The organism is Pseudomonas sp. Leaf129 (assembly GCF_001423465.1).
Classification (GTDB): Bacteria; Pseudomonadota; Gammaproteobacteria; order Pseudomonadales; family Pseudomonadaceae; genus Aquipseudomonas; species Aquipseudomonas coleopterorum.
The window spans coordinates 209,865-235,055 of the sequence record NZ_LMOC01000008.1 but is presented as its reverse complement, the minus strand read 5'-3'; the positions used below and the strand labels follow the sequence as shown (position 1 = coordinate 235,055).

The 25,191-nt window shown below is 63.5% G+C and carries 18 protein-coding genes; 17 read left to right on the top strand and 1 reads right to left on the bottom strand.

What is annotated here, in order from left to right:
• Positions 1 to 169 precede the first annotated feature (169 nt).
• The 10 genes from ASF66_RS15095 (at position 170) to ASF66_RS15050 (ending at position 14,859) form a co-directional block, all read left to right on the top strand.
• The gene (locus tag ASF66_RS15095) at positions 170 to 1,234 is read left to right on the top strand and encodes a pilus assembly protein PilM (RefSeq protein WP_056844427.1); all 1,065 of its coding nucleotides are present in this window, start codon (positions 170 to 172) and stop codon (positions 1,232 to 1,234) included.
• The gene (locus tag ASF66_RS15090) at positions 1,235 to 1,804 is read left to right on the top strand and encodes a PilN domain-containing protein (protein WP_049861766.1); all 570 of its coding nucleotides are present in this window, start codon (positions 1,235 to 1,237) and stop codon (positions 1,802 to 1,804) included.
• Positions 1,801 to 2,460, top strand: coding sequence for a type 4a pilus biogenesis protein PilO (gene pilO / locus ASF66_RS15085; RefSeq protein WP_056844426.1), 660 nt, complete (start codon positions 1,801 to 1,803; stop codon positions 2,458 to 2,460). Before ASF66_RS15090 ends, pilO begins: the two co-directional genes overlap by 4 nt.
• Positions 2,457 to 2,984: a pilus assembly protein PilP gene (locus ASF66_RS15080; protein WP_049861768.1), complete on the top strand. Its 528-nt coding sequence runs from the start codon at positions 2,457 to 2,459 to the stop codon at positions 2,982 to 2,984. Before pilO ends, ASF66_RS15080 begins: the two co-directional genes overlap by 4 nt.
• A gap of 35 nt (positions 2,985 to 3,019) precedes the next feature.
• Positions 3,020 to 5,146, top strand: a complete 2,127-nt coding sequence (gene pilQ, locus ASF66_RS15075; protein ID WP_056844425.1) for a type IV pilus secretin PilQ — start codon at positions 3,020 to 3,022, stop codon at positions 5,144 to 5,146.
• A gap of 4 nt (positions 5,147 to 5,150) precedes the next feature.
• Positions 5,151 to 5,669 carry a shikimate kinase AroK gene (gene aroK / locus ASF66_RS15070; RefSeq protein ID WP_056844424.1) on the top strand — a complete coding sequence of 173 codons (519 nt, stop codon included), beginning with the start codon at positions 5,151 to 5,153 and terminating at the stop codon, positions 5,667 to 5,669.
• 98 nt (positions 5,670 to 5,767) lie between these two features.
• Entirely contained in the window at positions 5,768 to 6,871 is a 1,104-nt protein-coding gene (gene aroB / locus ASF66_RS15065) for a 3-dehydroquinate synthase (protein WP_056844423.1), read from the top strand.
• Positions 6,872 to 6,985: 114 nt separating this feature from the next.
• Positions 6,986 to 8,566, top strand: coding sequence for an SPOR domain-containing protein (locus ASF66_RS15060; RefSeq protein WP_056844601.1), 1,581 nt, complete (start codon positions 6,986 to 6,988; stop codon positions 8,564 to 8,566).
• Positions 8,567 to 8,958: 392 nt separating this feature from the next.
• Complete coding sequence (gene gltB, locus ASF66_RS15055) at positions 8,959 to 13,407, top strand: glutamate synthase large subunit (protein ID WP_049861772.1); 4,449 nt, start codon at positions 8,959 to 8,961, stop codon at positions 13,405 to 13,407.
• 33 nt (positions 13,408 to 13,440) lie between these two features.
• On the top strand, positions 13,441 to 14,859 hold the full coding sequence (locus ASF66_RS15050) for an FAD-dependent oxidoreductase (protein ID WP_049861773.1): 1,419 nt from the start codon (positions 13,441 to 13,443) through the stop codon (positions 14,857 to 14,859).
• A gap of 277 nt (positions 14,860 to 15,136) precedes the next feature.
• On the opposite strand, the gene ASF66_RS15045 is transcribed toward ASF66_RS15050, so the two are convergent.
• Positions 15,137 to 16,177, bottom strand: coding sequence for a threonine aldolase family protein (locus ASF66_RS15045; protein WP_049861774.1), 1,041 nt, complete (start codon positions 16,175 to 16,177; stop codon positions 15,137 to 15,139).
• A 399-nt stretch (positions 16,178 to 16,576) separates the two neighbouring features.
• Between ASF66_RS15045 and ASF66_RS15040 the strand changes: the two genes are divergently transcribed.
• The 7 genes from ASF66_RS15040 (at position 16,577) to purU (ending at position 25,113) form a co-directional block, all read left to right on the top strand.
• The gene (locus tag ASF66_RS15040; RefSeq protein ID WP_156463201.1) at positions 16,577 to 17,287 is read left to right on the top strand and encodes a TraX family protein; all 711 of its coding nucleotides are present in this window, start codon (positions 16,577 to 16,579) and stop codon (positions 17,285 to 17,287) included.
• Positions 17,288 to 17,448: 161 nt separating this feature from the next.
• On the top strand, positions 17,449 to 18,702 hold the full coding sequence (glyA, locus tag ASF66_RS15035) for a serine hydroxymethyltransferase (RefSeq protein WP_049861775.1): 1,254 nt from the start codon (positions 17,449 to 17,451) through the stop codon (positions 18,700 to 18,702).
• A gap of 16 nt (positions 18,703 to 18,718) precedes the next feature.
• On the top strand, positions 18,719 to 19,969 hold the full coding sequence (locus ASF66_RS15030) for a sarcosine oxidase subunit beta family protein (protein ID WP_049861776.1): 1,251 nt from the start codon (positions 18,719 to 18,721) through the stop codon (positions 19,967 to 19,969).
• 14 nt (positions 19,970 to 19,983) lie between these two features.
• On the top strand, positions 19,984 to 20,310 hold the full coding sequence (locus ASF66_RS15025) for a sarcosine oxidase subunit delta (protein WP_043191317.1): 327 nt from the start codon (positions 19,984 to 19,986) through the stop codon (positions 20,308 to 20,310).
• On the top strand, positions 20,307 to 23,324 hold the full coding sequence (locus ASF66_RS15020; protein ID WP_056844422.1) for a sarcosine oxidase subunit alpha: 3,018 nt from the start codon (positions 20,307 to 20,309) through the stop codon (positions 23,322 to 23,324). The genes ASF66_RS15025 and ASF66_RS15020 overlap by 4 nt, the downstream gene beginning before the upstream one ends.
• Positions 23,325 to 23,479: 155 nt before the next feature.
• A complete protein-coding gene (locus tag ASF66_RS15015) occupies positions 23,480 to 24,112 on the top strand; it encodes a sarcosine oxidase subunit gamma (RefSeq protein WP_056844421.1) in 633 nt (210 codons plus the stop codon).
• A gap of 143 nt (positions 24,113 to 24,255) precedes the next feature.
• Positions 24,256 to 25,113, top strand: coding sequence for a formyltetrahydrofolate deformylase (gene purU / locus ASF66_RS15010; RefSeq protein WP_043191308.1), 858 nt, complete (start codon positions 24,256 to 24,258; stop codon positions 25,111 to 25,113).
• Positions 25,114 to 25,191: the final 78 nt, after the last annotated feature.

Genomic DNA, 25,191 nt, shown 5'->3' with positions numbered 1-25,191 from the left:
TTCCAGATAAAAGAATGAGTTAAGCGCAGCACGCGGTACGTGGAAAAAACGCTGGGCATTATAAGCATTTTTCGGCCCGGAGCGTCATTTGCGCTTCTGTCAAGACTGCTATTAAATGCCCCGTACGACAAAGGGTCCGTAAGTCGCGGATAGTAATAGGGAATCGGTTGTGCGTGGACTCTTCAGCAAGAAAGCACATTCGCTATTGGGCATCGATATCAGTTCCACATCGGTCAAACTGCTCGAGCTGAGCCGCACGGGCAACCGTTTCCGGGTCGAGTCGTATGCCGTGGAGCCGCTGCCGGCCAATGCCGTGGTCGAAAAGAACATCGCCGAGCTTGAGGGCGTCGGCCACGCCTTGAGCCGCGTGCTGGTCAAGGCGCGCACCAGCACCCGCATCGTGGCCGTGGCCGTGGCCGGTTCTGCGGTGATCACCAAGACCATCGAGATGGACGCCGGGCTGTCTGACGACGAACTGGAAACCCAGCTCAAGGTCGAGGCCGACCAGTACATTCCCTATCCGCTGGAAGAAGTCGCCATCGACTTCGAGGTGCAGGGCTATTCGGCGCGCAATCCGGAGCGGGTGGAAGTCCTGCTGGCCGCCTGTCGCAAGGAGAACGTCGAGGTGCGCGAGGCCGCCCTGGCCCTGGCCGGGCTGAGCGCCAAGGTGGTCGACGTCGAGGCGTATGCCCTGGAGCGCGCTTTCGGCCTGCTCACCGCGCAGCTGGCCGGGGGCAATCAGGCCCTGACCGTGGCCGTGGTGGACATCGGCGCGACCATGACCACACTCAGCGTGCTGCACAACGGCCGCATCATCTATACCCGCGAGCAGCTGTTCGGCGGGCGCCAGCTGACAGAGGAAATCCAGCGCCGCTACGGCCTGTCCAACGAGGAAGCCGGCCTGGCCAAGAAGCAGGGCGGGCTGCCCGACGACTACGTGGCCGAAGTGCTGCAGCCGTTCAAGGACGCCGTGGTGCAGCAGGTGTCGCGCTCGCTGCAGTTCTTCTTCGCCGCCGGCCAGTTCAACGATGTCGACTACATCATGCTCGCCGGTGGTACTGCCTCCATTTCCGGTCTGGATCGGCTGATCCAGCAACGCCTGGGCACTCCGACCCTGGTGGCCAACCCGTTCGCCGACATGGCCCTGAGCAGCCGAGTCAATGCCGGCGCCCTGGCCAGTGACGCACCGGCCCTGATGATCGCCTGTGGCCTGGCGCTGAGGAGCTTCGACTAGATGGCAAGGATCAACCTGCTGCCGTGGCGCGAGCAGCTGCGTGAAGAGCGCAAGCGACACTTTCTGATGGCCATGGCCGGTGTAGTGGTAGGCGCCATCGCGATCATCTTTCTGGCAGACCGATTCATCGGCAATGCCATCGACATCCAGACGGCGCGCAATGCCCACCTGCAGTCCGAGATCGTCCTGCTCGACCAGCGCATCAAGTCGATCAGCGAGCTCAAGGCGCGGCGCAAGCAGTTGCTCGAGCGCATGAAGACCATCCAGGACCTGCAGGGCAACCGGCCGATCATCGGGCGCATCTTCGACCAGATGGCGCGCACGCTGCCCGACGGTGTGTACTTCACCGACGTAAAGATGACCGACAAGAACATCGCCATTGCCGGCGCTGCCGAAACCAACAATCGCGTGTCCGACCTGCTGCGCAACCTCGATGCCTCGCCCTGGCTGGAAGCCCCGACCCTCAACGAGGTCAAGGCCAACACCAGTGCCGACGTCAACGGCGCCAACAGTTTCCAACTGACCGTGCGCCAGACGGCGCCGGTGCCGGCCGATGGGGATGACAAATGAACCCTTCGAGCTGGATGGACAGCCTGCGCAAGGTCGAGCTCAGCGAGCTGGACCTCAACAACATCGGATCCTGGCCCAATGCCGTCAAGGTGATCGCCGGCGTGCTGCTGATGGCACTGATTCTGGGCCTGGGCTACAACTTTCACATCTCCGACCTGGAAGCGCAGTTGCAGCAGCAGGCCGACCAGGAGGCTACGCTCAAGGAGCAGTTCTCCACCAAGGCTTTCCAGGCGGCGAACCTGGAGACCTATACCGAACAGATGAAAGAGATGGAAACCTCGTTCGGTGCCATGCTGCGACAGTTGCCCAGCGACACCGAGGTTCCGGGTCTGCTCGAAGACATCACCCGCACCGGTCTGGGCTCGGGGCTGGAGTTCGAGGAAATAAAACTGTTGCCTGAAGTGACCCAGCAGTTTTATATCGAGCTGCCGATACAGATCAGCGTGACCGGCACCTACCATGACCTGGCCACATTCGTCAGCGGTGTGGCCAGCCTGCCGCGGATCGTCACCCTTCACGATTTCGAAGTGAAGCCAGTGGATCCCAAGGCCAGCAACAGCCAGCTGCGCATGAGCATCCTGGCCAAGACCTACCGTTACAATGACCAAGGCCTGCCTGGGACGAATGCGGTACCGGCACAGGGGCAAGCGAAATGAGGGCGGTTTTCGTGGCAGGTCTGGCGCTATGCACGCTGGTGCTGGCCGGTTGTGGTGGCGGCGGCGATTTCGCCGACCTGGATGCATTCATGGCCGAGGTCAAGGCACGGCCCAAGGGCAAGATCGAACCGATACCGCGCTTTGCGCCCTATCAGGCGTTCAGCTACGAGGCTGCATCGTTGCGCAGCCCGTTCCAGCCACCGATCAAGATCGAACTGGTGAACAGGCAGAAGGGCTCCAGGCTCATCAAGCCGGACACGACGCGGGTCAAGCAATTCCTGGAGGGTTTCAACATCGAGGAATTCGAAATGGTCGGTACGCTGGGCAACGCCGGCGGACGCTACGCCCTGATGCGTGGTGCCGGTGGCGTGCATCGACTGAAGGTAGGCGATTACCTGGGTCGCAACGACGGGCGGATCATCGCCATCAGTGACGCCCAGGTCGATGTCATTGAAATCGTTCCCGATGGGGATGGTGGTTGGTTGGAGCGGCCTCGCACCATCCCGCTCAAAGAGCGCTCGTAAAGGGCTGGGTCAAGCATGTCTAGTGGAACTCGAAAATGAACAGGATTCTCTCAGCCTTCGGTATTTCGCTAGGGATAGCGATGCTTTCACCGATTGTCATGGCCGCGAACTTGAAGACGCTCGACGTTGCTTCCCTGCCCGGTGATCGTGTCGAGCTCAAGCTCTCGTTCGACGGTCCGGTCACGGCACCGCGCGGCTACACCACCGAGCAACCGGCGCGCATCGCCCTCGACTTGCCCGGTGTGACCAGCCAACTGGGCGCGCGCAGCCGAGACCTGGGTGTGGGCAACGCTCGCAGCGTGGTCGTGGTCGAGGCCACCGACCGTACGCGGGTCATCGTCAACCTGACCAAGTTGGCGCCTTACAGCACCCGTGTGCAGGGCAACGACCTGTTCGTGCTGGTGGGCGAGGGCGCCGCTGCGCTGCAGGGCACGTCACTGCCGGCCCCGACCTCTACGCCAGCCACGCCCCGGCCTGCGCCGCGACCGGCAGCGGTGTCTTCGCCGGCGCCGGCGACCTCGCGAGCGGCGGTGCCGGCCGGACGCGCCATTCGCAACGTCGATTTCCAGCGCGGCGAACTGGGCGAAGGCAATGTGATCATCGATCTCAGTGACCCGACCATCAGCCCCGACATTCAAGAGCAGGGCGGCAAGATCCTCCTCAACTTCGCCCGCACGCAACTGCCCGAGGCGTTGCGTGTGCGCCTGGACGTCAAGGATTTCGCCACCCCGGTGCAGTTCGTCAATTCCTCGGCCAGCGCCAATGGCGCGACCGTGTCCATCGAACCCAGTGGCACCTTCGACTACTCCTCGTACCAGACCGAAAATCGCCTGACCATCAGCGTGCGACCGCTGACCAACGAGGACGTGGCGCGGCGCAACGTCGAGCGCAACGTCTATACCGGGGAGAAGCTGTCGCTGAACTTCCAGGACATCGACGTGCGTTCGGTGCTGCAACTGATCGCCGACTTCACCAACCTCAACCTGGTGGCCAGCGACACCGTGCAGGGCGGCATCACCCTGCGCCTGCAGAACGTGCCATGGGACCAGGCGCTGGACCTGGTGCTCAAGACCAAGGGCCTGGACAAGCGCAAGGTCGGCAACGTGCTGCTGGTGGCGCCGGCCGATGAGATCGCTGCCCGCGAGCGCCAGGAACTGGAGTCGCAACGGCAGATCCAGGAGCTCGCGCCGCTGCGCCGTGAGCTGATGCAGGTCAACTACGCCAAGGCTGCCGACATCGCCAAGCTGTTCCAGTCGGTAACTCGCGGTGAAAACGTCGAGACCGAGCGCGGCTCGATCACGGTCGACGAACGCACCAACAACATCATCGCCTACCAGACCCAGGACCGCCTCGACGAACTGCGCCGCATCGTCACCCAACTGGACATCCCCGTACGGCAGGTGATGATCGAAGCCCGCATCGTCGAGGCCAACGTCGGCTACGACAAGGCGCTGGGCGTGCGCTGGGGCGGCTCGACCAACCTGCGTGGCAAGCACAACTGGACTGCCTACGGCCTGGACAACAACGGCGACGAAGCCGGCAACACCGGCGCCGACGTAGGCAGCAACACGCCCTTCATCGATCTGGGCGCCGCCGATGCGACCTCCGGCATCGGCCTGGGCTTCGTGACCAACAACGTCCTGCTGGACCTCGAACTCAGCGCCATGGAGAGCACCGGCAACGGCGAGATCGTCTCGCAACCCAAGGTGGTGACCTCCGACAAGGAAACCGCGAAGATCCTCAAGGGCACCGAGGTGCCGTATCAGGAAGCCAGTTCCAGCGGTGCCACAACGGTATCGTTCAAGGAGGCTTCGCTCTCGCTCGAAGTGACGCCGCAGATCACCCCGGACAGCCGCATCATCATGGAAGTGAAGGTCACCAAGGATGAGCCCGACTACCTGAACGCCGTACTGGGCGTGCCGCCCATCAGCAAGAACGAGGTCAACGCCAAGGTGCTGGTCAACGACGGCGAAACCATCGTCATTGGCGGGGTTTTCTCCAACACGCAAAGTAAAACCGTGGACAAGGTGCCCTTTTTGGGCGACGTGCCGTATGTTGGGCGCCTTTTCCGTCGGGATGTCGTGTCGGAAGCCAAATCCGAGCTGCTGGTATTCTTGACACCGCGTATCATGAATAACCAGGCGATTGCTGTGAGTCGTTGATTCTGTGCGAAATTTGATACTTGTTGGGCCAATGGGTGCAGGCAAGAGCACCATTGGCCGTCTGCTGGCCAAAGAGCTTCGGTTGCCGTTCAAGGATTCCGACAAGGAAATCGAGACCCGTACCGGGGCGAATATCCCGTGGATCTTCGACCAGGAAGGCGAGGTCGGCTTTCGCGATCGCGAGCAGGCCATGCTGGCCGAGCTGTGCGAATTCGACGGTCTGGTGCTGGCCACCGGCGGTGGCGCCGTCATGCGCGACGCCAATCGCCAGGCACTGCACGCCGGTGGGCGTGTGGTGTACCTGCACGCCTCTGTGGAGCAACAGGTGGGCCGCACGGCGCGTGATCGCAATCGGCCGCTATTGCGTACCGCTAATCCAGAGGCCACGCTGCGGGCCCTGCTGGCGGTGCGCGATCCGCTGTACCGCGAGATCGCCGATCTGGTGGTGCAGACCGACGAGCGTCCGCCGCGCATGGTGGTGCTCGATATCCTCGAACGTCTGCAACGCCTGCCGCCGCGCTGAGGTGCGTGTAGCCGAAGGTGTTCGCGGCGCTTGCAGGATCGTTTGGCGCTACCGTGATTCCATGGCAGCGGTTTTCAGAAAAACAAGAGTGGGGACAGATGCAGACACTCAAGGTTGACCTCGGCGAGCGCAGCTATCCGATCTACATCGGCGAAGGGTTGCTCGATCAAGCCTCATTGCTGGCCCCGCACATTGCCGGGCGAAAGGTGGCGGTCGTCTCCAACGCCACGGTGGCGCCGCTCTACCTGGATCGCCTGACCCAGACCCTGGGTGCCTACTCGGTGGTGCCCGTGGTGCTGCCAGACGGCGAAGCCTTCAAGAACTGGGAAACCCTGCAGACCATTTTCGATGCCATGCTCACCGCACGGCTGGATCGACGCGTCACGGTCATCGCCCTGGGCGGCGGCGTCATCGGCGACATGGCCGGGTTCGCCGCCGCCTGCTATCAGCGCGGCGTTGATTTCATCCAGGTGCCGACCACGCTGCTGTCCCAGGTCGACTCGTCGGTGGGCGGCAAGACCGGCATCAACCATCCGCTGGGCAAGAACATGGTCGGCGCGTTCTATCAGCCGCAGGCGGTCCTGATCGACACCACGACCCTGGCCACGCTACCGCCGCGCGAGCTGTCGGCGGGTCTGGCCGAGGTGATCAAGTACGGTTTCATCTGCGACGAGCCGTTCCTGGGCTGGCTGGAAGATCACGTCGATGCCCTCAGGGCGCTCGACCAGGCCGCCCTCACGGTGGCCATCGCTCGCTCCTGCGAAGCCAAGGCCCGCGTGGTCGGGGCGGACGAACGCGAGTCGGGTGTGCGGGCCACACTGAACCTGGGGCATACTTTCGGCCACGCCATCGAGACCCATATGGGGTATGGTGTGTGGCTTCACGGCGAAGCCGTGGGGGCCGGTACGGTGATGGCGCTGGAGATGTCCATGCGCCTGGGCTGGATCACCCAGGCCGAGCGGGACCGCGGCATTCGTCTTCTGCTGCGCGCCGGTTTGCCGGTGGTGCCGCCAGCGGAAATGACGCCGGCCGATTTCCTCGAGCACATGGCGATCGACAAGAAAGTGCTGGATGGCAGTCTGCGCCTGGTGCTGCTGCGCAGCCTGGGCGAAGCGGTGATCACCGCCGACTACCCGCATGATGTGCTTCAGGCGACCCTGGAAGCGGATTACCGCGCCATCGTCGCCGGGCTGGAAGCCTGATTGTGAAGGCGCTCGCCGCCCGCCCCGCTCCCACAGGTGTTGAGCCCGGCGTATTCCAGCAGGACGTGATGCCAGCAACCCATCAACGATTCACCTTTGTTCTACGAGAGTTCGATGACAAGTCTGCATGCCGATGAGGCCTTTCTCGGCCACTACCAATTGGATCATGACCCCTTCGCCGCAAGGGTGCCTGGCTTCAAATTCTTCCCGGCCCAGCGCAAGCCGGTGCTGGGGCAATTGCACCATCTGGCGCGCTACAGCCAGCTGTTGCTGGTAGTCACCGGCCCGCACGGCAGTGGCAAGACGCTCCTGCGTCAGGCCCTGGTCGCCAGTACCAACAAGCAGTCGGTGCAAAGCATCGTGGTCTCGGCGCGTGGTGCCGGCGATGCCGCAAGCGTGCTGACCCAGGTCGCCCAGTCGCTCAACCTCAATACCCTGGAAGTGCCGGCCATGCTGGCGCAGATCGTCCAGCTGGGGCTTACCGGGCAGGAAGTCTACCTGCTGGTGGACGACGCGGAACAACTCGACGAATCCGCACTCGAAGCCCTGCTGGCGTTGGCGGCGGGCACTGCGGACGGGCGCCCTCACGTGTTCCTGTTCGGCGAGCCTTCCTTGATCGCGGGCCTGGAGCAGTTCAGCGCCGGGCAGGAATTGTTCCACGTGATCGAGCTGCAACCGTACAGCCTCGAGGAAACCCGCGAATACCTGGCGCTGCGTCTGGAAGGCGCCGGGAAGGGTATCCAGTTGCTCACCAATGACCAGATTGCCGACATTCACGAAAACTCGGATGGTTGGCCAGGGGCCATCAACCAGGTTGCTCGTGATACGTTGATCGAGGCCATGATCGCTAGCCGCTCGTCGGTGAAGCGTCCTGCTATGGGGTTTAAGATGCCTAAGAAACACGTACTGGCGATTTCCGCCGTTGTCGTCGTCGCGGTGGCCGCCGCCTGGCTGATACCCAGCCGTGATGGCAAGGCGCCGAGCACCACCGAACAGGCCCAGTTGCCGATGAGCCAGGGGCAGCCAACTGCCGCCCAATCCAACAACGGCAATCCGTCGGTCGAATTCAATGGCAGCACCCAGTCGTTGCCGATGAACGGGCAACAGCCGGTCATGCGCGGCCCACTGGCCGAATCCACCGGCATGGGCGATGGCGACGAAACCGGCGCTGCCGTGAACACTTCGCCACAGCCGCCGACCGTCACCACTACCGCGCCACCTGCAGGCGTGCCTGCAGGTGCACCGGCTGCGGTTGCACCCACGCCGACGCCTGCACCTGCACGCCAGGCGGCGCCGGTGGCGACCACCAAGCCTGCACCTGTCACCGCTGCCAAACCCGCACCTGCGCCTGCACCGACCGTGGCCGCCAAGCCGGCCCCTGCCGCTGCTGCCGCCAAGCCTGCTGCCGGTGGCAGCTGGTACGCCGGTCAATCGCCGAGCAACTACGTCGTGCAGATCCTGGGAACCAGCAACGAAGGCGCTGCACAGGCCTACGTCAAGGAGCAGGGCGGTGACTTCCGTTACTTCAAGAAAACCCTGCAGGGCAAGCCGCTCTACGTGATCACCTACGGCAGCTTCGCCAGCCGCGATGCAGCGGTTGCCGCCATCAAGAACTTGCCAGCCAAGGTTCAGGCTGGTAAACCTTGGCCTCGCACTGTCGCCAGCGTCCAACAGGACCTCGCGACAGCTCGCTGATTGTCGGGCGGCACCTATCCCCGCCGCCCCACCCTCCGGCGTCATCTGAATCCCGAGCCTGCTACGCGTTGTGTAGCAGGCTTCGCCGTCCCTGTCCCACCGTTTGCCATCGAAGGCTCAAGCACGGGCCTTGTAGACATGCGGGCTTGCGCTGTCGAGCTGCGGGATTCAGAATCCAGCCTAAGTCGCTATCACAATAGCTCGCTGGAAACGTTCACATTTGCGACAATTGAGTTATTGATTTCGTCGCTGAATTTGTGACCACCCGTTGCGCTGTGTACAATAACCTCCCTTTTGCCTCCGCAAAGCCGGCGTACGTTCGGCGCGCATGGTAACTAGTTGAATCGAAAAGAAATTGCCTCGAAAAGAGGCAGCCTGGTGAGAATGTGTCTATGAAAACAGGTCTGTATCGTCCGGATGAATTCAAGGATAACTGCGGTTTTGGCCTGATTGCCCATATGTCGGGCGAGCCCAGCCATAACCTGTTGCAAACGGCCATCGAGGCCCTGACCTGCATGACCCACCGCGGTGGGATCAACGCCGACGGCAAGACCGGCGACGGGTGCGGCTTGCTGATCCAGAAGCCCGACCTGTTCCTGCGTGCCATCGCCAAGGACCATTTCGGCAGCGAGCTGCCCAAGCAGTACGCCGTGGGCATGGTCTTCTTCAACCAAGACCCGGTGCGCGCGCAAGCGGCCCGCGACAACATGAATCGCGAGATCGAAGCCGCCGGCCTGCAACTGATCGGCTGGCGCGACGTGCCGATCGATACCAGCGTGCTCGGCCGTCTGGCCCTGGAGCGCCTGCCCAAGATCCAGCAAGTGTTCGTCGGCGGTGAAGGCCTGAGCGATCAGCAGTTCGCGATCAAGCTGTTCAGCGCCCGTCGCCGTTCGTCCGTGGCCAACGCGGCTGACACCGACCATTACATCTGCAGCTTTTCGCACAAGACCATCATCTACAAAGGCCTGATGATGCCGGCCGACCTTACGGCCTTCTACCCGGACCTGTCCGACGAGCGTCTGCAAACCGCCATCTGCGTGTTCCACCAGCGCTTCTCGACCAATACCCTGCCGAAGTGGCCGCTGGCCCAGCCCTTCCGCTTTCTCGCCCACAACGGCGAGATCAACACCATCACCGGCAACCGCAACTGGGCTCTGGCCCGTCGCACCAAGTTCGCCAACGATCTGATCCCGGATCTGGAAGAACTCGGCCCGCTGGTCAACCGCGTGGGTTCCGACTCTTCCAGCATGGACAACATGCTCGAACTGATGGTCACCGGTGGCATCGACCTGTTCCGTGGTGTGCGCATGCTGATTCCGCCGGCCTGGCAGAACGTCGAGACCATGGACCCCGACCTGCGGGCGTTCTACGAGTACAACTCGATGCACATGGAGCCGTGGGACGGTCCGGCTGGTGTGGTCATGACCGACGGCCGCCATGCCGTGTGCCTGCTCGACCGCAACGGCCTGCGCCCGGCGCGCTGGGTCACCACCAAGAATGGCTACATCACCCTGGCGTCGGAAATCGGCGTGTGGAACTACCAGCCCGAGGACGTGATCGCCAAGGGCCGTGTGGGCCCGGGCCAGATCCTGGCGGTCGATACGGAAACCGGCCAGGTCCTGCACACCGATGACATCGACAACCGCCTGAAGTCGCGCCACCCTTACAAGCAGTGGCTGCGCAAGAGCGCGCTGCGTATCCAGTCGACCATGGAAGACAACGACCACGGTTCGGCTTTCTACAGCAGCGACCAGCTCAAGCAGTACATGAAGATGTACCAGGTGACCTTCGAGGAGCGCGACCAGGTATTGCGTCCGCTGGGCGAGCAGGGCCAGGAAGCCGTGGGCTCGATGGGCGACGACACGCCGATGGCCGTGCTGTCCCATCGGGTCCGTACGCCTTACGACTACTTCCGCCAGCAGTTCGCGCAGGTCACCAACCCGCCGATCGACCCGCTGCGCGAAGCGATCGTGATGTCGCTGGAAATCTGCCTGGGCGCCGAGCGCAATATTTTCCAGGAATCCCCGGAGCACGCTTCGCGGGTGATCCTCAGTTCACCAGTCATCTCGCCCGCCAAATGGCGCTCGCTGATGAACCTGGATCGGCCGGGCTTCGATCGCCAGGTCATCGAGCTGAACTACGATGAAGCCATGGGCCTCGAGGCCGCCGTGCGCAACATCGCCGATCAGGCCGAGGAAGCCGTTCGCGCCGGACGTACCCTGCTGGTACTCAGCGACCGCAACATCGCGCCGGGCAAGCTGCCGGTGCACGCGTCGCTGGCGACCGGTGCCGTGCACCATCGCCTGACCGAAAAGGGTCTGCGTTGCGACAGCAACATCCTTGTCGAAACCGCTACCGCCCGCGATCCGCACCACTTCGCGGTGCTGATCGGCTTCGGTGCTTCGGCGGTCTATCCGTTCCTGGCCTATGAAGTTCTGGGCGACCTGATCCGGACCGGTGAAGTGCTGGGCGACCTCTACGAGGTGTTCAAGAACTACCGCAAGGGCATCACCAAGGGCCTGCTCAAGATTCTTTCGAAGATGGGCATCTCCACCGTGGCCTCGTACCGCGGCGCCCAGCTGTTCGAGGCCATCGGCCTGTCCGAGGAAGTCTGCGAGCTCAGCTTCCGCGGCGTGCCGAGCCGGATCAAGGGTGCGCGTTTCGTCGACCTGGAAGCCGAACAGAAAGCCCTCGCTGCCGAAGCCTGGAGCACGCGCAAGCCGATCCAGCAAGGCGGCCTGTTGAAGTTCGTCTACGGCGGCGAGTACCACGCCTACAACCCGGACGTGGTCAACACCCTGCAAGCCGCCGTGCAGCAAGGCGACTACAGCAAGTTCAAGGAATACACCGCGATCGTGGACAACCGTCCGGTGTCGATGATCCGCGACCTGCTCAAGGTCAAGACCCTCGACCAGCCGCTGAGCATCGACCAGATCGAACCGCTGGAAGCGATCCTCAAGCGTTTCGATTCGGCCGGGATTTCCCTGGGTGCGCTGTCGCCCGAGGCTCACGAAGCGCTGGCCGAGGCGATGAACCGCCTGGGCGCGCGTTCCAACTCCGGTGAAGGCGGCGAAGACCCTTCGCGCTACGGCACCGTGCGCAGCTCGAAGATCAAGCAGATCGCCACTGGTCGGTTCGGTGTAACTCCCGAGTACCTGGTCAACGCCGAAGTGCTGCAGATCAAGGTGGCTCAGGGCGCGAAGCCCGGGGAGGGCGGTCAGCTGCCCGGTGGCAAGGTCAACGGCCTGATTGCCAAGCTGCGTTATGCCGTACCTGGCGTGACCCTGATTTCGCCACCGCCGCACCACGACATCTACTCCATCGAGGACCTGTCGCAGCTGATTTTCGACCTCAAGCAGGTCAACCCGGCCGCGCTGGTGTCGGTGAAGCTGGTGGCCGAGGCGGGCGTGGGCACCATCGCCGCCGGCGTGGCCAAGGCCTATGCCGACCTGATCACCATTTCCGGTTACGACGGCGGCACCGGTGCCTCGCCCCTGAGCTCGATCAAGTACGCCGGCGCGCCGTGGGAACTGGGCCTGGCTGAAACCCACCAGACCCTGCGCGGCAACGACCTGCGTGGCAAGGTGCGGGTACAGACCGACGGCGGCCTGAAAACCGGCCTGGACGTGATCAAGGCGGCCATTCTCGGCGCCGAGAGCTTCGGCTTCGGCACCGCACCGATGATCGCCCTGGGCTGCAAGTACCTGCGCATCTGCCACCTGAACAACTGCGCCACCGGCGTGGCCACGCAGAACGAGAAGCTGCGCAAGGACCACTACATCGGCACGGTCGACATGGTGATCAACTTCTTCACCTATGTGGCCGAAGAAACCCGCGAATGGCTGGCCAAGCTGGGCGTGCGCAGCCTGGGCGAGCTGATCGGGCGCACCGACCTGCTGGAAATGCTGCCCGGTGAAACCGCCAAGCAGCAGCACCTGGACCTGACCCCACTGCTGGGCAGCGACCAGATTCCGGCGGACAAGCCGCAGTTCTGCGAAGTGGATCGCAACCCGCCGTTCGACAAGGGCCTGCTGGCCGAGCAGATGGTGGAAATGGCCTTGCCGGCGATTCAGGGCAAGACCGGTGGCGATTTCGAGATGAACATCTGCAACTGCGACCGTTCGATCGGTGCGCGCATCTCCGGCGAGATCGCCAAGTTGCACGGCAACCAGGGCATGAATGCCAACCCGCTGACCTTCCGCTTCAAGGGCACTGCAGGTCAGAGCTTCGGCGTGTGGAACGCCGGTGGCCTGAACATGTACCTGGAAGGCGATGCCAACGATTACGTCGGCAAGGGCATGACCGCCGGCAAGCTGGTGATCGTGCCGCCCAAGGGCAGCCCGTTCAAGACCCAGGACAGCGCCATCATCGGCAACACCTGCCTGTACGGCGCCACGGGCGGCAAGCTGTTCGCCGCCGGCACCGCAGGCGAGCGTTTCGCGGTGCGCAACTCCGGTGCCCATACGGTCGTTGAAGGCACGGGCGATCACTGCTGCGAATACATGACTGGCGGTTTCGTCTGCGTGCTCGGCAAGACCGGCTACAACTTCGGTTCGGGCATGACCGGCGGTTTCGCCTACGTGCTCGACCAGGACAACAGCTTCGTCGACCGGGTCAACCACGAACTGGTGGAAATCCAGCGCATCAGTGGCGAAGCCATGGAAGCCTACCGTACTCACCTGGAACGCGTGCTGGCCGAATACGTCGCCGAAACCGACAGTGAATGGGGCCGCAACCTTTGGGAAAACCTGGACGACTACCTGCGTCGTTTCTGGTTGGTCAAGCCCAAGGCCGCCAACCTGAAATCGCTGCTGTCCAGCACCCGTGCCAACCCGCAGTGATATGCGCCTGAAGAGTTTGATGAGGTTTTAACAATGGCTGAACGTCTGAGTAATGACTTCCAGTTCATCGAGGTCGGGCGCAAAGATCCGAAGAAGAAACTGTTGCGTCAACGCAAGAAAGAGTTCGTGGAAATCTACGAGCCCTTCAAACCCGCGCAGTCGGCCGATCAGGCCCACCGCTGCCTGGGCTGTGGCAACCCGTACTGCGAATGGAAGTGCCCGGTGCACAACTTCATTCCCAACTGGTTGAAGCTGGTCGCCGAGGGCAACATCCTCGCGGCCGCCGAGCTGTCGCACCAGACCAACACCCTGCCCGAAGTGTGCGGCCGGGTGTGCCCGCAGGATCGTCTGTGCGAGGGTGCCTGCACCCTCAACGACGGTTTTGGCGCAGTGACCATCGGTTCGGTGGAGAAGTACATCACCGACACCGCGTTCGCCATGGGCTGGCGTCCGGACATGTCCAAGGTCAAGCCGACCGGCAAGCGCGTCGCCATCATCGGCGCCGGCCCGGCTGGGCTGGGTTGCGCCGATGTGCTGGTGCGCGGTGGCGTGACCCCGGTGGTGTTCGACAAGAACCCGGAAATCGGCGGTCTGCTGACCTTCGGCATTCCCGAGTTCAAGCTGGAAAAGAGCGTGTTGAGCAATCGCCGCGAAGTCTTCACCGGCATGGGCATCGAGTTTCGCCTGAACACCGAGGTGGGCAAGGACATCAGCGTCGAGCAGTTGCTGGAAGAGTACGATGCCGTGTTCATGGGCATGGGCACTTACACCTACATGAAGGGCGGCTTCCCCGGTGAAGACCTGCCTGGCGTGCACGATGCTCTGGATTTCCTGATCGCCAACGTCAACCGCAACCTGGGCTTCGAAAAGTCGCCGGAAGATTTCGTCGACATGAAGGGCAAGAAGGTCGTGGTACTGGGCGGTGGCGACACGGCGATGGACTGCAATCGCACGTCGATTCGCCAGGGCGCCAAGGCGGTGACCTGCGCCTATCGTCGCGACGAGGCGAACATGCCGGGCTCGCGTAAAGAGGTGAAGAACGCCAAGGAAGAAGGCGTGAAATTCCTCTACAACCGTCAGCCGATCGCCATCGTGGGTGAAGACAAGGTCGAAGGCGTGAAGGTGGTCGAGACCCGTCTCGGCGAACCCGATGCCCGTGGCCGTCGCAGCCCCGAGCCGATTCCGGGTTCCGAGGAGATCATCCCGGCCGATGCCGTGGTGATCGCTTTCGGCTTCCGCCCAAGCCCTGCGGCCTGGTTCCAGGACCATAGCATCCAGACCGACAGCCAAGGCCGCGTGGTGGCACCGGAACAGGGTCAGTTCAAGCACCAGACCAGCAACCCGAAGATCTTCGCCGGCGGCGACATGGTGCGCGGCTCGGACCTGGTGGTCACCGCTATCTTCGAAGGCCGCAACGCCGCCGAAGGGATCCTGGATTACCTGGAGGTCTGATACACCTCACCCCCCCCCTTTGTGGGAGCGGGGCGGGCGGCGAGCCACTCTGCCGGCGAAAGGGCCACTGCAGTACTTCAGGTACACCGCGGTGGCTTCTTCGCGGGCAGAGACCCGCTCCCACAAGGTTGCTGCGGTATTTCAGGTACACCGCGGTGGATTCTTCGCGGGCAGAGCCCGCTCCCACAGATGCTCTTCCCCCAGGTTTACTGCACAGATGCTCTTCCATCGGTTTTCTGCCTGAGGTTTTCTCCTACCGGTTTTGCGTCAGCGCAGCTCAGGCGCGCATGACCGTATGGATATCCGCTGCCAGCTCGCGCACGCGGGCTTCTTCGGTGTCCCATGAGCACATGAAACGGGCGCCGCCGCTGCCGATAAAGGTGTAGAAGCGCCAGCCCTTGGCGCGCAAAGCTTCCAAGGCCGGTTCCGGCATCTGCAGGAACACGCCGTTGGCCTCCACCGGAAACATCAACTCCACCCCCGGTATACCCTCGACCAGCGCCTTGAGCAGCTGCGCACAGTGGTTGGCGTGCCCCGCGTGCTTGAGCCAGGCATCGTTCTCAAGCAAACCCACCCAGGGTGCCGACAGAAAACGCATCTTAGAAGCCAGTTGCCCCGCCTGCTTGCAGCGATAATCGAAATCTTCGGCCAGATCATGGTTGAAGAACAGGATCGCCTCGCCCACCGCCATGCCATTCTTGGTGCCACCGAAGCACAGTACATCCACGCCCGCCTTCCACGTCAGTTCGGCTGGCGAGCAGCCAAGAAACGCGCAGGCGTTGGCGAAGCGCGCGCCGTCCATGTGCAGGTTCAGGCCGAGCTCCTTGCAGGTGGCGCTGATGGCCCTGAGTTCTTCGGGACGGTACACGCTGCCCACTTCGGTGGCCTGGGTCAGGGTGACCACACGCGGCTTGGGGTAGTGAATGTCCTGGCGCTTGAGTGCCACTTCGCGAATGGCCTGTGGGGTCAGCTTGCCCATTTCCGTGCGCGCGGTGAGCAATTTGGAGCCGTTTGAAAAGAACTCGGGAGCACCGCATTCGTCGGTCTCGACGTGAGCGGTTTCCGAGCAGATGACGCTGTGGTAGCTCTGGCACAACGACGACAGGGCCAGGGAGTTGGCAGCGGTGCCATTGAAGGCGAAGAAGACTTCACAGTCGGTTTCGAACAGACGGCGGAATTCATCGGCGGCGCGTGCGGTCCACTGGTCGTCGCCATAGGCGCGCTGATGGCCCTGATTGGCCTGTTCCATGGCCGCCCAGGCCTCGGAGCAGATGCCCGAATAGTTGTCGCTGGCGAACTGTTGGGTTTGGTCGTTCATGGGCGGTCCTTGGTGTTAGGTATGGGAAGCACTGTAAACCAACTGTGAGAGATGTGTCGTCTCGGCGGGCCTCTTCACCTGTGGGAGCGGGCTCTGCCCGCGAAGAGGCCGGCATGAGCAACCCACAAACTTGAGGCTATCCACAGACGACCCGCAACCGCTCCTTGGACTTGCTCAAATCTTCGCGGCCACGTAGGCATCACACCTGTGGGAGCGGGCTCTGCCCGCGAAGAGGCCGGCATGAGCAACCCRCAAACTTGAGGCTATCCACAGATGACCCGCAACCGCCCCCGGACCTGCTCWAATCTTCGCGGCCACGTAGGCATCACACCTGTGGGAGCGGGCTCTGCCCGCGAAGAGGCCGGCATGAGCAACCCACAAACTTGAGGCTATCCACAGATGACCCGCAACCGCTCCCTGGATCTGCTCAAATGGCTGGCCATGCTGTGCATGGTGCTCGACCATCTGCGCTATGTCGGCTGGTCGCTGGACTTCCTCTATGTACCGGGTCGCTTGGCGTTCCCCTGGTTCTGCCTGGCCATCGCCGCCAATCTGACGCGTCGCCCGGATGCCCCCCTGGGTGGCCGCTACCTGGCGTGGTTGCTGATCTTCGCTGCGCTTTCGGAAATCCCCTACCGCCTGTTCGTCTATCCCGCCGACACCCTCAACGTCCTGCCGACCCTGGCCCTGGGTCTGGTGGCCGCCAAGGCCTGGCAGCAACGGCGACAACCGGCCATGGCCGCGCTCGGCTGTGCGGTACTCGTCGCTGCCATTGTCTTCGACCACCACTTGATGTTCGGCCTGGCCGGCGTGCTGCTGCCGCTGGGCTTCGTGCTCGCCTGGCAGCGCCCGCAGTACTGGGCACTGCCATTGGGCGTGCTGTGCCTGGCCGCCAACGCCTGGAGCAACCTGTTCGAATCGGCACGCCACCTCTACTGGCCGGCCATCGGCGGCATCGTCGCCTGCCTGCTGGCACCGGGGCTGGGTCTGCTTGTGCTGCGTACCGATGTGCGCCATGCCGTTGTCCCCATGCGCCGCTGGGCCTACGCCATCTACCCCCTGCATTTCCTTGCCCTGCTGGGCCTTCGCCTGCTGTTGCGCGCGCTCTGACGCTGGCCTGATCGCGCCATGTCGTAAACGAACCTCTGCAAGGCGCGCGCAGGCATTTGGTCGGATCGCGCCGGCCCTACCATCGCTCTCAAAGGGGGCAGCCGCCGACGGTCGCCTTCGTCCAACAAGCCAGGCGCCGCGCCGCCGCTGGGGAGACTGCGATGTTCAGCAAAGAAGATCAGATCAAGGGCTATGACGACGTCCTGCTGGCGGCCATGAACGCCGAGGATCAGCGTCAGGAAGACCATATCGAACTGATCGCCTCGGAAAACTACACCAGCAAGCGCGTGATGGAGGCCCAGGGCAGCGGCCTCACCAACAAGTACGCCGAAGGCTATCCAGGCAAGCGCTACTACGGTGGCTGCGAGCATGTGGACAAGGTCGAGCAGCTGGCCATCGATCGCGCCAAGCAGCTGTTCGGCGCCGACTATGCCAACGTCCAGCCTCACTCCGGTTCCCAGGCCAACGCCGCCGTCTACCTGGCGCTGCTGCAGGCTGGCGACACCGTATTGGGCATGAGCCTGGCCCACGGCGGTCACCTGACCCACGGCGCCAAGGTCAGCTTTTCCGGCAAGCTCTACAACGCCGTCCAGTACGGCATCGACACCGACACCGGTCTGATCGACTACGACGAGGTCGAGCGCCTGGCCGTCGAGCACCAGCCGAAGATGATCATCGCCGGCTTTTCGGCCTACTCCAAGACCCTGAATTTCGCCCGGTTCCGCGAGATCGCCGACAAGGTCGGCGCCTACCTGTTCGTCGACATGGCCCACGTGGCTGGGTTGGTTGCCGCCGGCCTGTACCCCAACCCGATTCCGTTCGCCGACGTGGTCACCACCACCACCCACAAGACCCTGCGTGGCCCACGTGGCGGCCTGATCCTGGCCCGTGCCAACGAAGCCCTGGAAAAGAAATTCAACGCCGCCGTGTTCCCCGGCGGTCAGGGTGGCCCGCTGATGCACGTGATCGCCGCCAAGGCGGTGTGCTTCAAGGAAGCGCTGGAGCCTGAATTCAAGACCTACCAGCAGCAGGTCATCGACAACGCCCAGGCCATGGCCGGAGTGTTCGTCGAGCGCGGCTACGACGTGGTCTCCGGCGGCACCGACAACCACCTGTTCCTGGTCAGCCTGATTCGTCAGGGCCTGACCGGCAAGGACGCCGATGCTGCCCTGGGTCGTGCCCACATCACCGTGAACAAGAACGCGGTACCCAACGATCCGCAATCGCCCTTCGTGACCTCGGGCCTGCGGATCGGCACCCCGGCAGTCACCAGTCGTGGTTTCAAGGTGGCCCAGTGCACGGAGCTGGCCGGCTGGATCTGCGACATCCTCGACAACCTGGGCGATGCCGACGTCGAGGCCAACGTGGCCCGCCACGTGACGGCCCTGTGCAGCGACTTCCCGGTCTACCGCTGAGAGTGGAGTGAACACCATGCAACGTTATTCTGGCTTCGGCCTCTTCAAGCACTCGCTCAGCCACCACGAAAACTGGCAGCGCATGTGGCGCACGCCGACCCCCAAGAAGGTCTACGACGTGGTCATCGTCGGCGGCGGTGGGCACGGTCTGGCCACTGCCTACTATCTGGCCAAGGTCCACGGCATCACCAACGTGGCCGTGGTCGAGAAGGGCTGGTTGGGCGGTGGCAATACCGCGCGCAACACCACCATCGTGCGTTCCAACTACCTGTGGGACGAGTCGGCGCACTTGTACGAGCACGCCATGAAACTCTGGGAAGGCCTGTCCCAGGACATCAACTACAACGTGATGTTTTCCCAGCGCGGCGTGTACAACCTGTGCCACACCCTGCAGGACATGCGCGACTCCGAGCGCCGCGTCAGCGCCAACCGCCTCAACGGCGTGGACGGCGAACTGTTGAACGGCAAGCAGGTGGCCGAAGAGATTCCCTACCTGGACTGCAGCAAGAACACCCGTTACCCGATCATCGGCGCTACCGTCCAGCGGCGTGGCGGCGTGGCCCGTCACGACGCCGTGGCCTGGGGCTATGCCCGCGCCGCCGACGCCCTGGGCGTGGACCTGATCCAGCAGACCGAAGTGATCGGTTTCCGCAAGGAAAACGGCGTGTGCATCGGTGTCGAAACCAACAAGGGTTTCATCGGTGCCAAGCGCGTCGGTGTGGTCACCGCCGGCAACTCCGGGCACATGGCCAAGCTGGCTGGCTTCCGTCTGCCGGTCGAGTCTCATCCCTTGCAGGCGCTGGTGTCGGAGCCGATCAAGCCCATCATCGACAGCGTGATCATGTCCAACGCCGTGCATGGCTACATCAGCCAGTCGGACAAGGGCGACCTGGTCATCGGTGCCGGTATCGACGGTTGGGTCGGCTACGGCCAGCGCGGTTCGTACCCGATCATCGAGCACACCCTGCAAGCCATCGTCGAGATGTTCCCGGTGCTCTCGCGCGTGCGCATGAACCGCCAGTGGGGCGGCATCGTCGACACCACGCCGGACGCCTGCCCGATCATCTCCAAGACCCCGGTGCCGAACATGTTCTTCAACTGCGGCTGGGGCACGGGTGGCTTCAAGGCCACACCGGGCTCGGGCCATGTGTTCGCTGCCAGCCTGGCCACCGGTGAAATGCACCCGCTGGCCAAGCCGTTTTCCATCGAGCGCTTCCACAACGGCGCGCTGATCGACGAACACGGCGCTGCCGCCGTCGCCCACTAACAGGAGAAACGATCATGCTGAACATCTTCTGTCCACACTGTGGCGAGCTTCGCAGCGAAGAAGAATTCCACTGCTCGGGCCAGGCGCACATCGCCCGCCCGCTCGATCCAGGCGCGTGCACCGACGCGCAGTGGGGCGAGTACATGTTCTTTCGCAACAACCCGCGCGGTCTGCAGCACGAGCTGTGGATCCATGCCGCCGGTTGCCGCCAGTATTTCAATGCGACCCGCAACACGGTCACCTATGAAATCCTGGAAACCTATCGCATCGGCAGCCAGCCCCAGTTCGTCGAGAAGACTATCGACGAAACCCCTCAAATCGCCTCGGGAGATCAGCCATGAGCCAGGTCAATCGCCTGTCCAACGGCGGACGTCTGGACCGCAGCAAGAAGCTGACCTTCACCTTCAACGGTACGACCTACGTCGGCTATGAAGGCGACACCCTGGCCTCGGCCCTGCTGGCCAATGGCGTCGACGTGATCGGTCGCAGCTTCAAGTATTCGCGTCCGCGCGGCATCGTTGCCGCAGGCGCCGAGGAGCCCAACGCGGTGCTGCAGATCGGCGCCACCGAGGCCACCCAGATTCCCAACGTGCGCGCCACTCAACAGGCGCTGTACCAGGGCCTGGTGGCCACCAGCACCAACGGCTGGCCGAACGTCAACACCGACATGATGGGTATCCTGGGCAAGGTCGGCGGCAAGCTGATGCCGCCTGGCTTCTACTACAAGACGTTCATGTACCCGCAGTCCTTCTGGATGACCTACGAGAAGTACATCCGCAAGGCCGCCGGCCTGGGTCGCTCGCCGACCGAAGTCGATCCGGATTCCTACGACTACATGAGCCGCACCTGCGACGTGCTGGTGGTCGGCGCCGGCCCGGCCGGGCTGTCTGCCGCCCTGGCCGCGGCGCGCAGCGGTGCGCGGGTGATCCTGGCCGACGAGCAGGAAGAGTTCGGCGGCTCGCTGCTCGATACCCGCGAGAGCCTGGACGGCCAGCCGGCCGGTGAATGGGTGAAAGCGGTCATCGCTGAACTGCAGGGTCTGCCGGACGTCACCTTGCTGCCCCGTGCCACGGTCAACGGCTATCACGACCACAATTTCCTGACCATCCATCAGCGCCTCACCGACCACCTCGGCGACCGTGCACCGATGGGCCAGGTGCGCCAGCGCATGCACCGGGTTCGCGCCGGGCGTGTGGTGCTGGCCACCGGCACCCACGAGCGGCCGCTGGTGTACGGCAACAATGACGTGCCGGGCAACATGCTGGCCGGCGCCATTTCCACCTACGTGCGCCGCTACGGCGTGGCACCAGGCAAGAAGCTGGTGCTGTCGACCAACAACGACCATGCCTACCGCGTGGCCCTGGACTGGTACGACGCCGGCCTCAAGGTGGTTGCCGTGGCCGATGCCCGGCACAACCCGCGTGGTGCGCTGGTCGAGGAAGCCCGCGCCAAGGGCATCCGTATCCTCACGTCCAGCGCAGTGATCGAAGCCCGTGGCAGCAAGCACGTCACGGCAGCGCGCGTCGCCGCCATCGACGTCAGGGCACACAAGGTGGCCAGCCCCGGCGAGTGGCTCGACTGCGACCTGATCGGCAGCTCGGGCGGCTACAGCCCGGTGGTCCACCTGGCCTCGCACCTGGGCGGCAAACCGATCTGGCGTGAAGACATCCTCGGCTTCGTGCCTGGCGAAGCCCCGCAGAAACGCGTGTGCGTGGGCGGCGTGAACGGCGTGTATGCCCTGGCCGATGCCATGGCCGACGGGTTCGAAGGCGGGGCAAGGGCCGCGTCCGAGACCGGTTTCGGCATTGTCGAAGGCACCTTGCCCAAGGTCTTGAGCCGCGTCGAGGAGCCCACCCTTGCGCTGTTCCAAGTCCCCCACGACAAGGACACGGCACGTGCGCCCAAGCAGTTCGTCGACCTGCAGAACGACGTCACCGCGGCCGCCATCGAGCTGGCCACCCGTGAGGGCTTCGAGTCGGTCGAGCACGTCAAGCGCTACACCGCGCTGGGCTTCGGTACCGACCAGGGTAAGCTGGGCAACGTCAACGGCCTGGCCATTGCCGCCCGCTCACTGAACGTCACCATTCCGGAAATGGGCACCACCATGTTCCGCCCCAACTACACGCCGGTTACCTTCGGTGCGGTGGCTGGGCGTCACTGCGGCCACCTGTTCGAGCCCGTGCGGTTCACCGCGCTGCATGCCTGGCATGTGAAGAATGGCGCCGAATTCGAAGACGTCGGCCAATGGAAGCGCCCCTGGTACTTCCCCAAGCGCGGTGAGGACATCCATTGCGCCGTTGCCCGCGAATGCAAGGCGGTGCGCGACAGCGTCGGCCTGCTGGACGCCTCGACCCTGGGCAAGATCGACATCCAGGGCCCGGACGCGCGCGAATTCCTCAACCGCATCTACACCAACGCCTGGACCAAACTGGACGTGGGCAAGGCGCGCTACGGCCTGATGTGCAAGGAAGACGGAATGGTTTTCGACGACGGCGTCACCGCCTGTCTGGCCGACAACCACTTCCTGATGACCACCACCACCGGCGGTGCCGCACGTGTTCTGCAATGGTTGGAAATCTACCAGCAGACCGAGTGGCCGGACCTGAAGGTGTACTTCACCTCGGTCACCGACCACTGGGCGACCCTGACCCTGTCCGGGCCCAACAGCCGCAAGCTGCTCGGCGAAGTGACCGATATCGACCTGGACAAGGACGCTTTCCCGTTCATGACCTGGAAGGAAGGGCAGGTAGCAGGCGTGCCGGCGCGGGTGTTCCGCATCTCCTTCACTGGCGAGCTGTCGTACGAGGTCAACATCCAGGCCGACTACGCCATGGGCGTACTGGAGAAGATCATCGAGGCGGGCAAACCGTACAACCTGACCCCGTACGGCACCGAAACCATGCACGTGCTGCGCGCCGAGAAGGGCTTCATCATCGTCGGCCAGGACACCGACGGCTCGATGACTCCGGACGACCTGAACATGGGCTGGTGCGTTGGCCGAACCAAGCCGTTCTCGTGGATCGGCTGGCGCGGAATGAATCGCGAAGACACCGTGCGCGAGGAGCGCAAGCAGTTGGTGGGCCTCAAGCCGATCGATCCGAACAAATGGTTGCCCGAAGGCGCTCAGTTGGTGTTCGACCCCAAGCAGGCGATCCCCATGAGCATGGTCGGCCACGTGACGTCGAGCTACGCCAGCAACTCGCTGGGTTACTCGTTCGCCATGGGTGTGGTCAAGGGTGGCCTCAAGCGCATGGGTGAGCGGGTGTTCTCGCCCCAGGCCGATGGCAGCGTGATCGAAGCCGAAATCGTTTCCTCGGTGTTCTTCGATCCGAAGGGCGAGCGGCAGAACATCTAGCACAGGGCGCCTGTAGGAGCGGCCAGTGGCCGCGAAAAGCCCGCCGCAGTGTGCCAAGGCAACTGCAGCAGGCCCTTCGCGGCCGATGACCGCTCCTACGGGAGCTCACCACCTTCTTGCAGGCTTCAACAGCATTCACTGACAGGTGCAGCAAAATGACCACAGTCAACGTATACCAGCAACGCCCCACCTCGGGCGCCAAGGCCGAAGACCCGCTTCACCACGCCGACCTCGCCAGCCTGGTCGGCAAGGGCCGCCAGGGTGCCGGTGTGACCCTGCGCGAGAAAAAGCTGCTGGGTCACCTGACCCTGCGCGGCGACGGTCATGATGCGACCTTCGCCGGCGCCGTGCACAAGGCCACCGGCCTGGAACTGCCGGGCGCCTTGAGCCTGGTCAGCAACGGCGAGACATCGCTGCAGTGGCTAGGCCCGGACGAGTGGCTGCTGATCGTCCCCAGTGGCGAGGAGTTGGCCGCCGAGCAGCGGTTGCGCGAGGCATTGGCCGGGCTGCATGTGGCGGTGGTCAACGTCAGTGGTGGCCAGTCGCTGATCGAACTCAGCGGGCCGAACGTGCGCGACGTGCTGATGAAGTCCACCAGCTACGACGTGCACCCCAGCAACTTCCCGGTGGGCAAGGCGGTGGGGACAGTGTTCGCCAAGTCCCAACTGGTCATCCGCCGTACGGGCGAGGAAACCTGGGAACTGCTGATCCGCCGCAGCTTCGCCGACTACTGGTGGCTGTGGTTGCAGGATGCTTCGGCCGAGTATGGGCTGAGCATCCAGGCCTGACAGCGCCGGAATTTCACAGCCCTGTAGGAGCGGTTATCGACCGCGAACCCGGCGCCGCGGTGCATCAGACATACCACGGTGCGCCGTTCGCGGTCGATGACCGCTCCTACAGTTGTTTCGACCTCGACACCAAAGGACTACCCATGAGCCGTGCCCCTGATACCTGGATCCTCACCGCCGATTGCCCAAGCGTATTGGGCACGGTGGACGCGGTCACGCGCTACCTGTTCGAGCAGGGCTGCTATGTCACCGAGCACCATTCGTTCGACGACCGGCTGTCGTCGCGCTTTTTCATCCGGGTGGAGTTTCGTCAGCCCGACGGTTTCGACGAGGCCGCCTTTCGCGCCGGGCTGGCCGAACGCGGTGCCAGCTTCGGCATGATCTTCGAGCTGACTGCGCCGCAGTATCGGCCCAAGGTGGTGATCATGGTGTCCAAGGCCGACCACTGCCTCAACGACCTGCTCTATCGTCAGCGCATCGGCCAGTTGCCCATGGACGTGGTCGCGGTGATCTCCAACCATCCGGACCTCGAGCCGCTGGCGCGCTGGCACGACATTCCCTACTACCATTTCCCCCTGGACCCCAAGGACAAACCATCGCAGGAGCGCAAGGTGCTGCAGGTCATCGAACAGGCCGGCGCCGAACTGGTGATCCTCGCCCGCTACATGCAGGTGTTGTCACCGGAGCTGTGCCGCCGCCTGGACGGCTGGGCGATCAACATCCACCACTCGTTGCTGCCGGGTTTCAAGGGCGCCAAACCGTACCACCAGGCTTACAACAAAGGCGTCAAGCTGGTCGGGGCGACCGCGCACTACATCAACAATGACCTGGACGAAGGGCCGATCATCACCCAAGGTGTAGAAGTGGTCGATCACAGTCACTACCCCGAAGACCTCATCGCCAAGGGGCGCGATATCGAATGCCTGACCCTGGCCCGAGCCATCGGCTACCACATCGAGCGCCGCGTGTTCCTCAACGCCAACCGCACGGTGGTGCTGTAGCAGCGGCGCAAGCCGCGTCCGGCCCTGATGTGATGTGTCAGGTGTACCGCGTCAGGGCAGCACACGAATCAACGCATG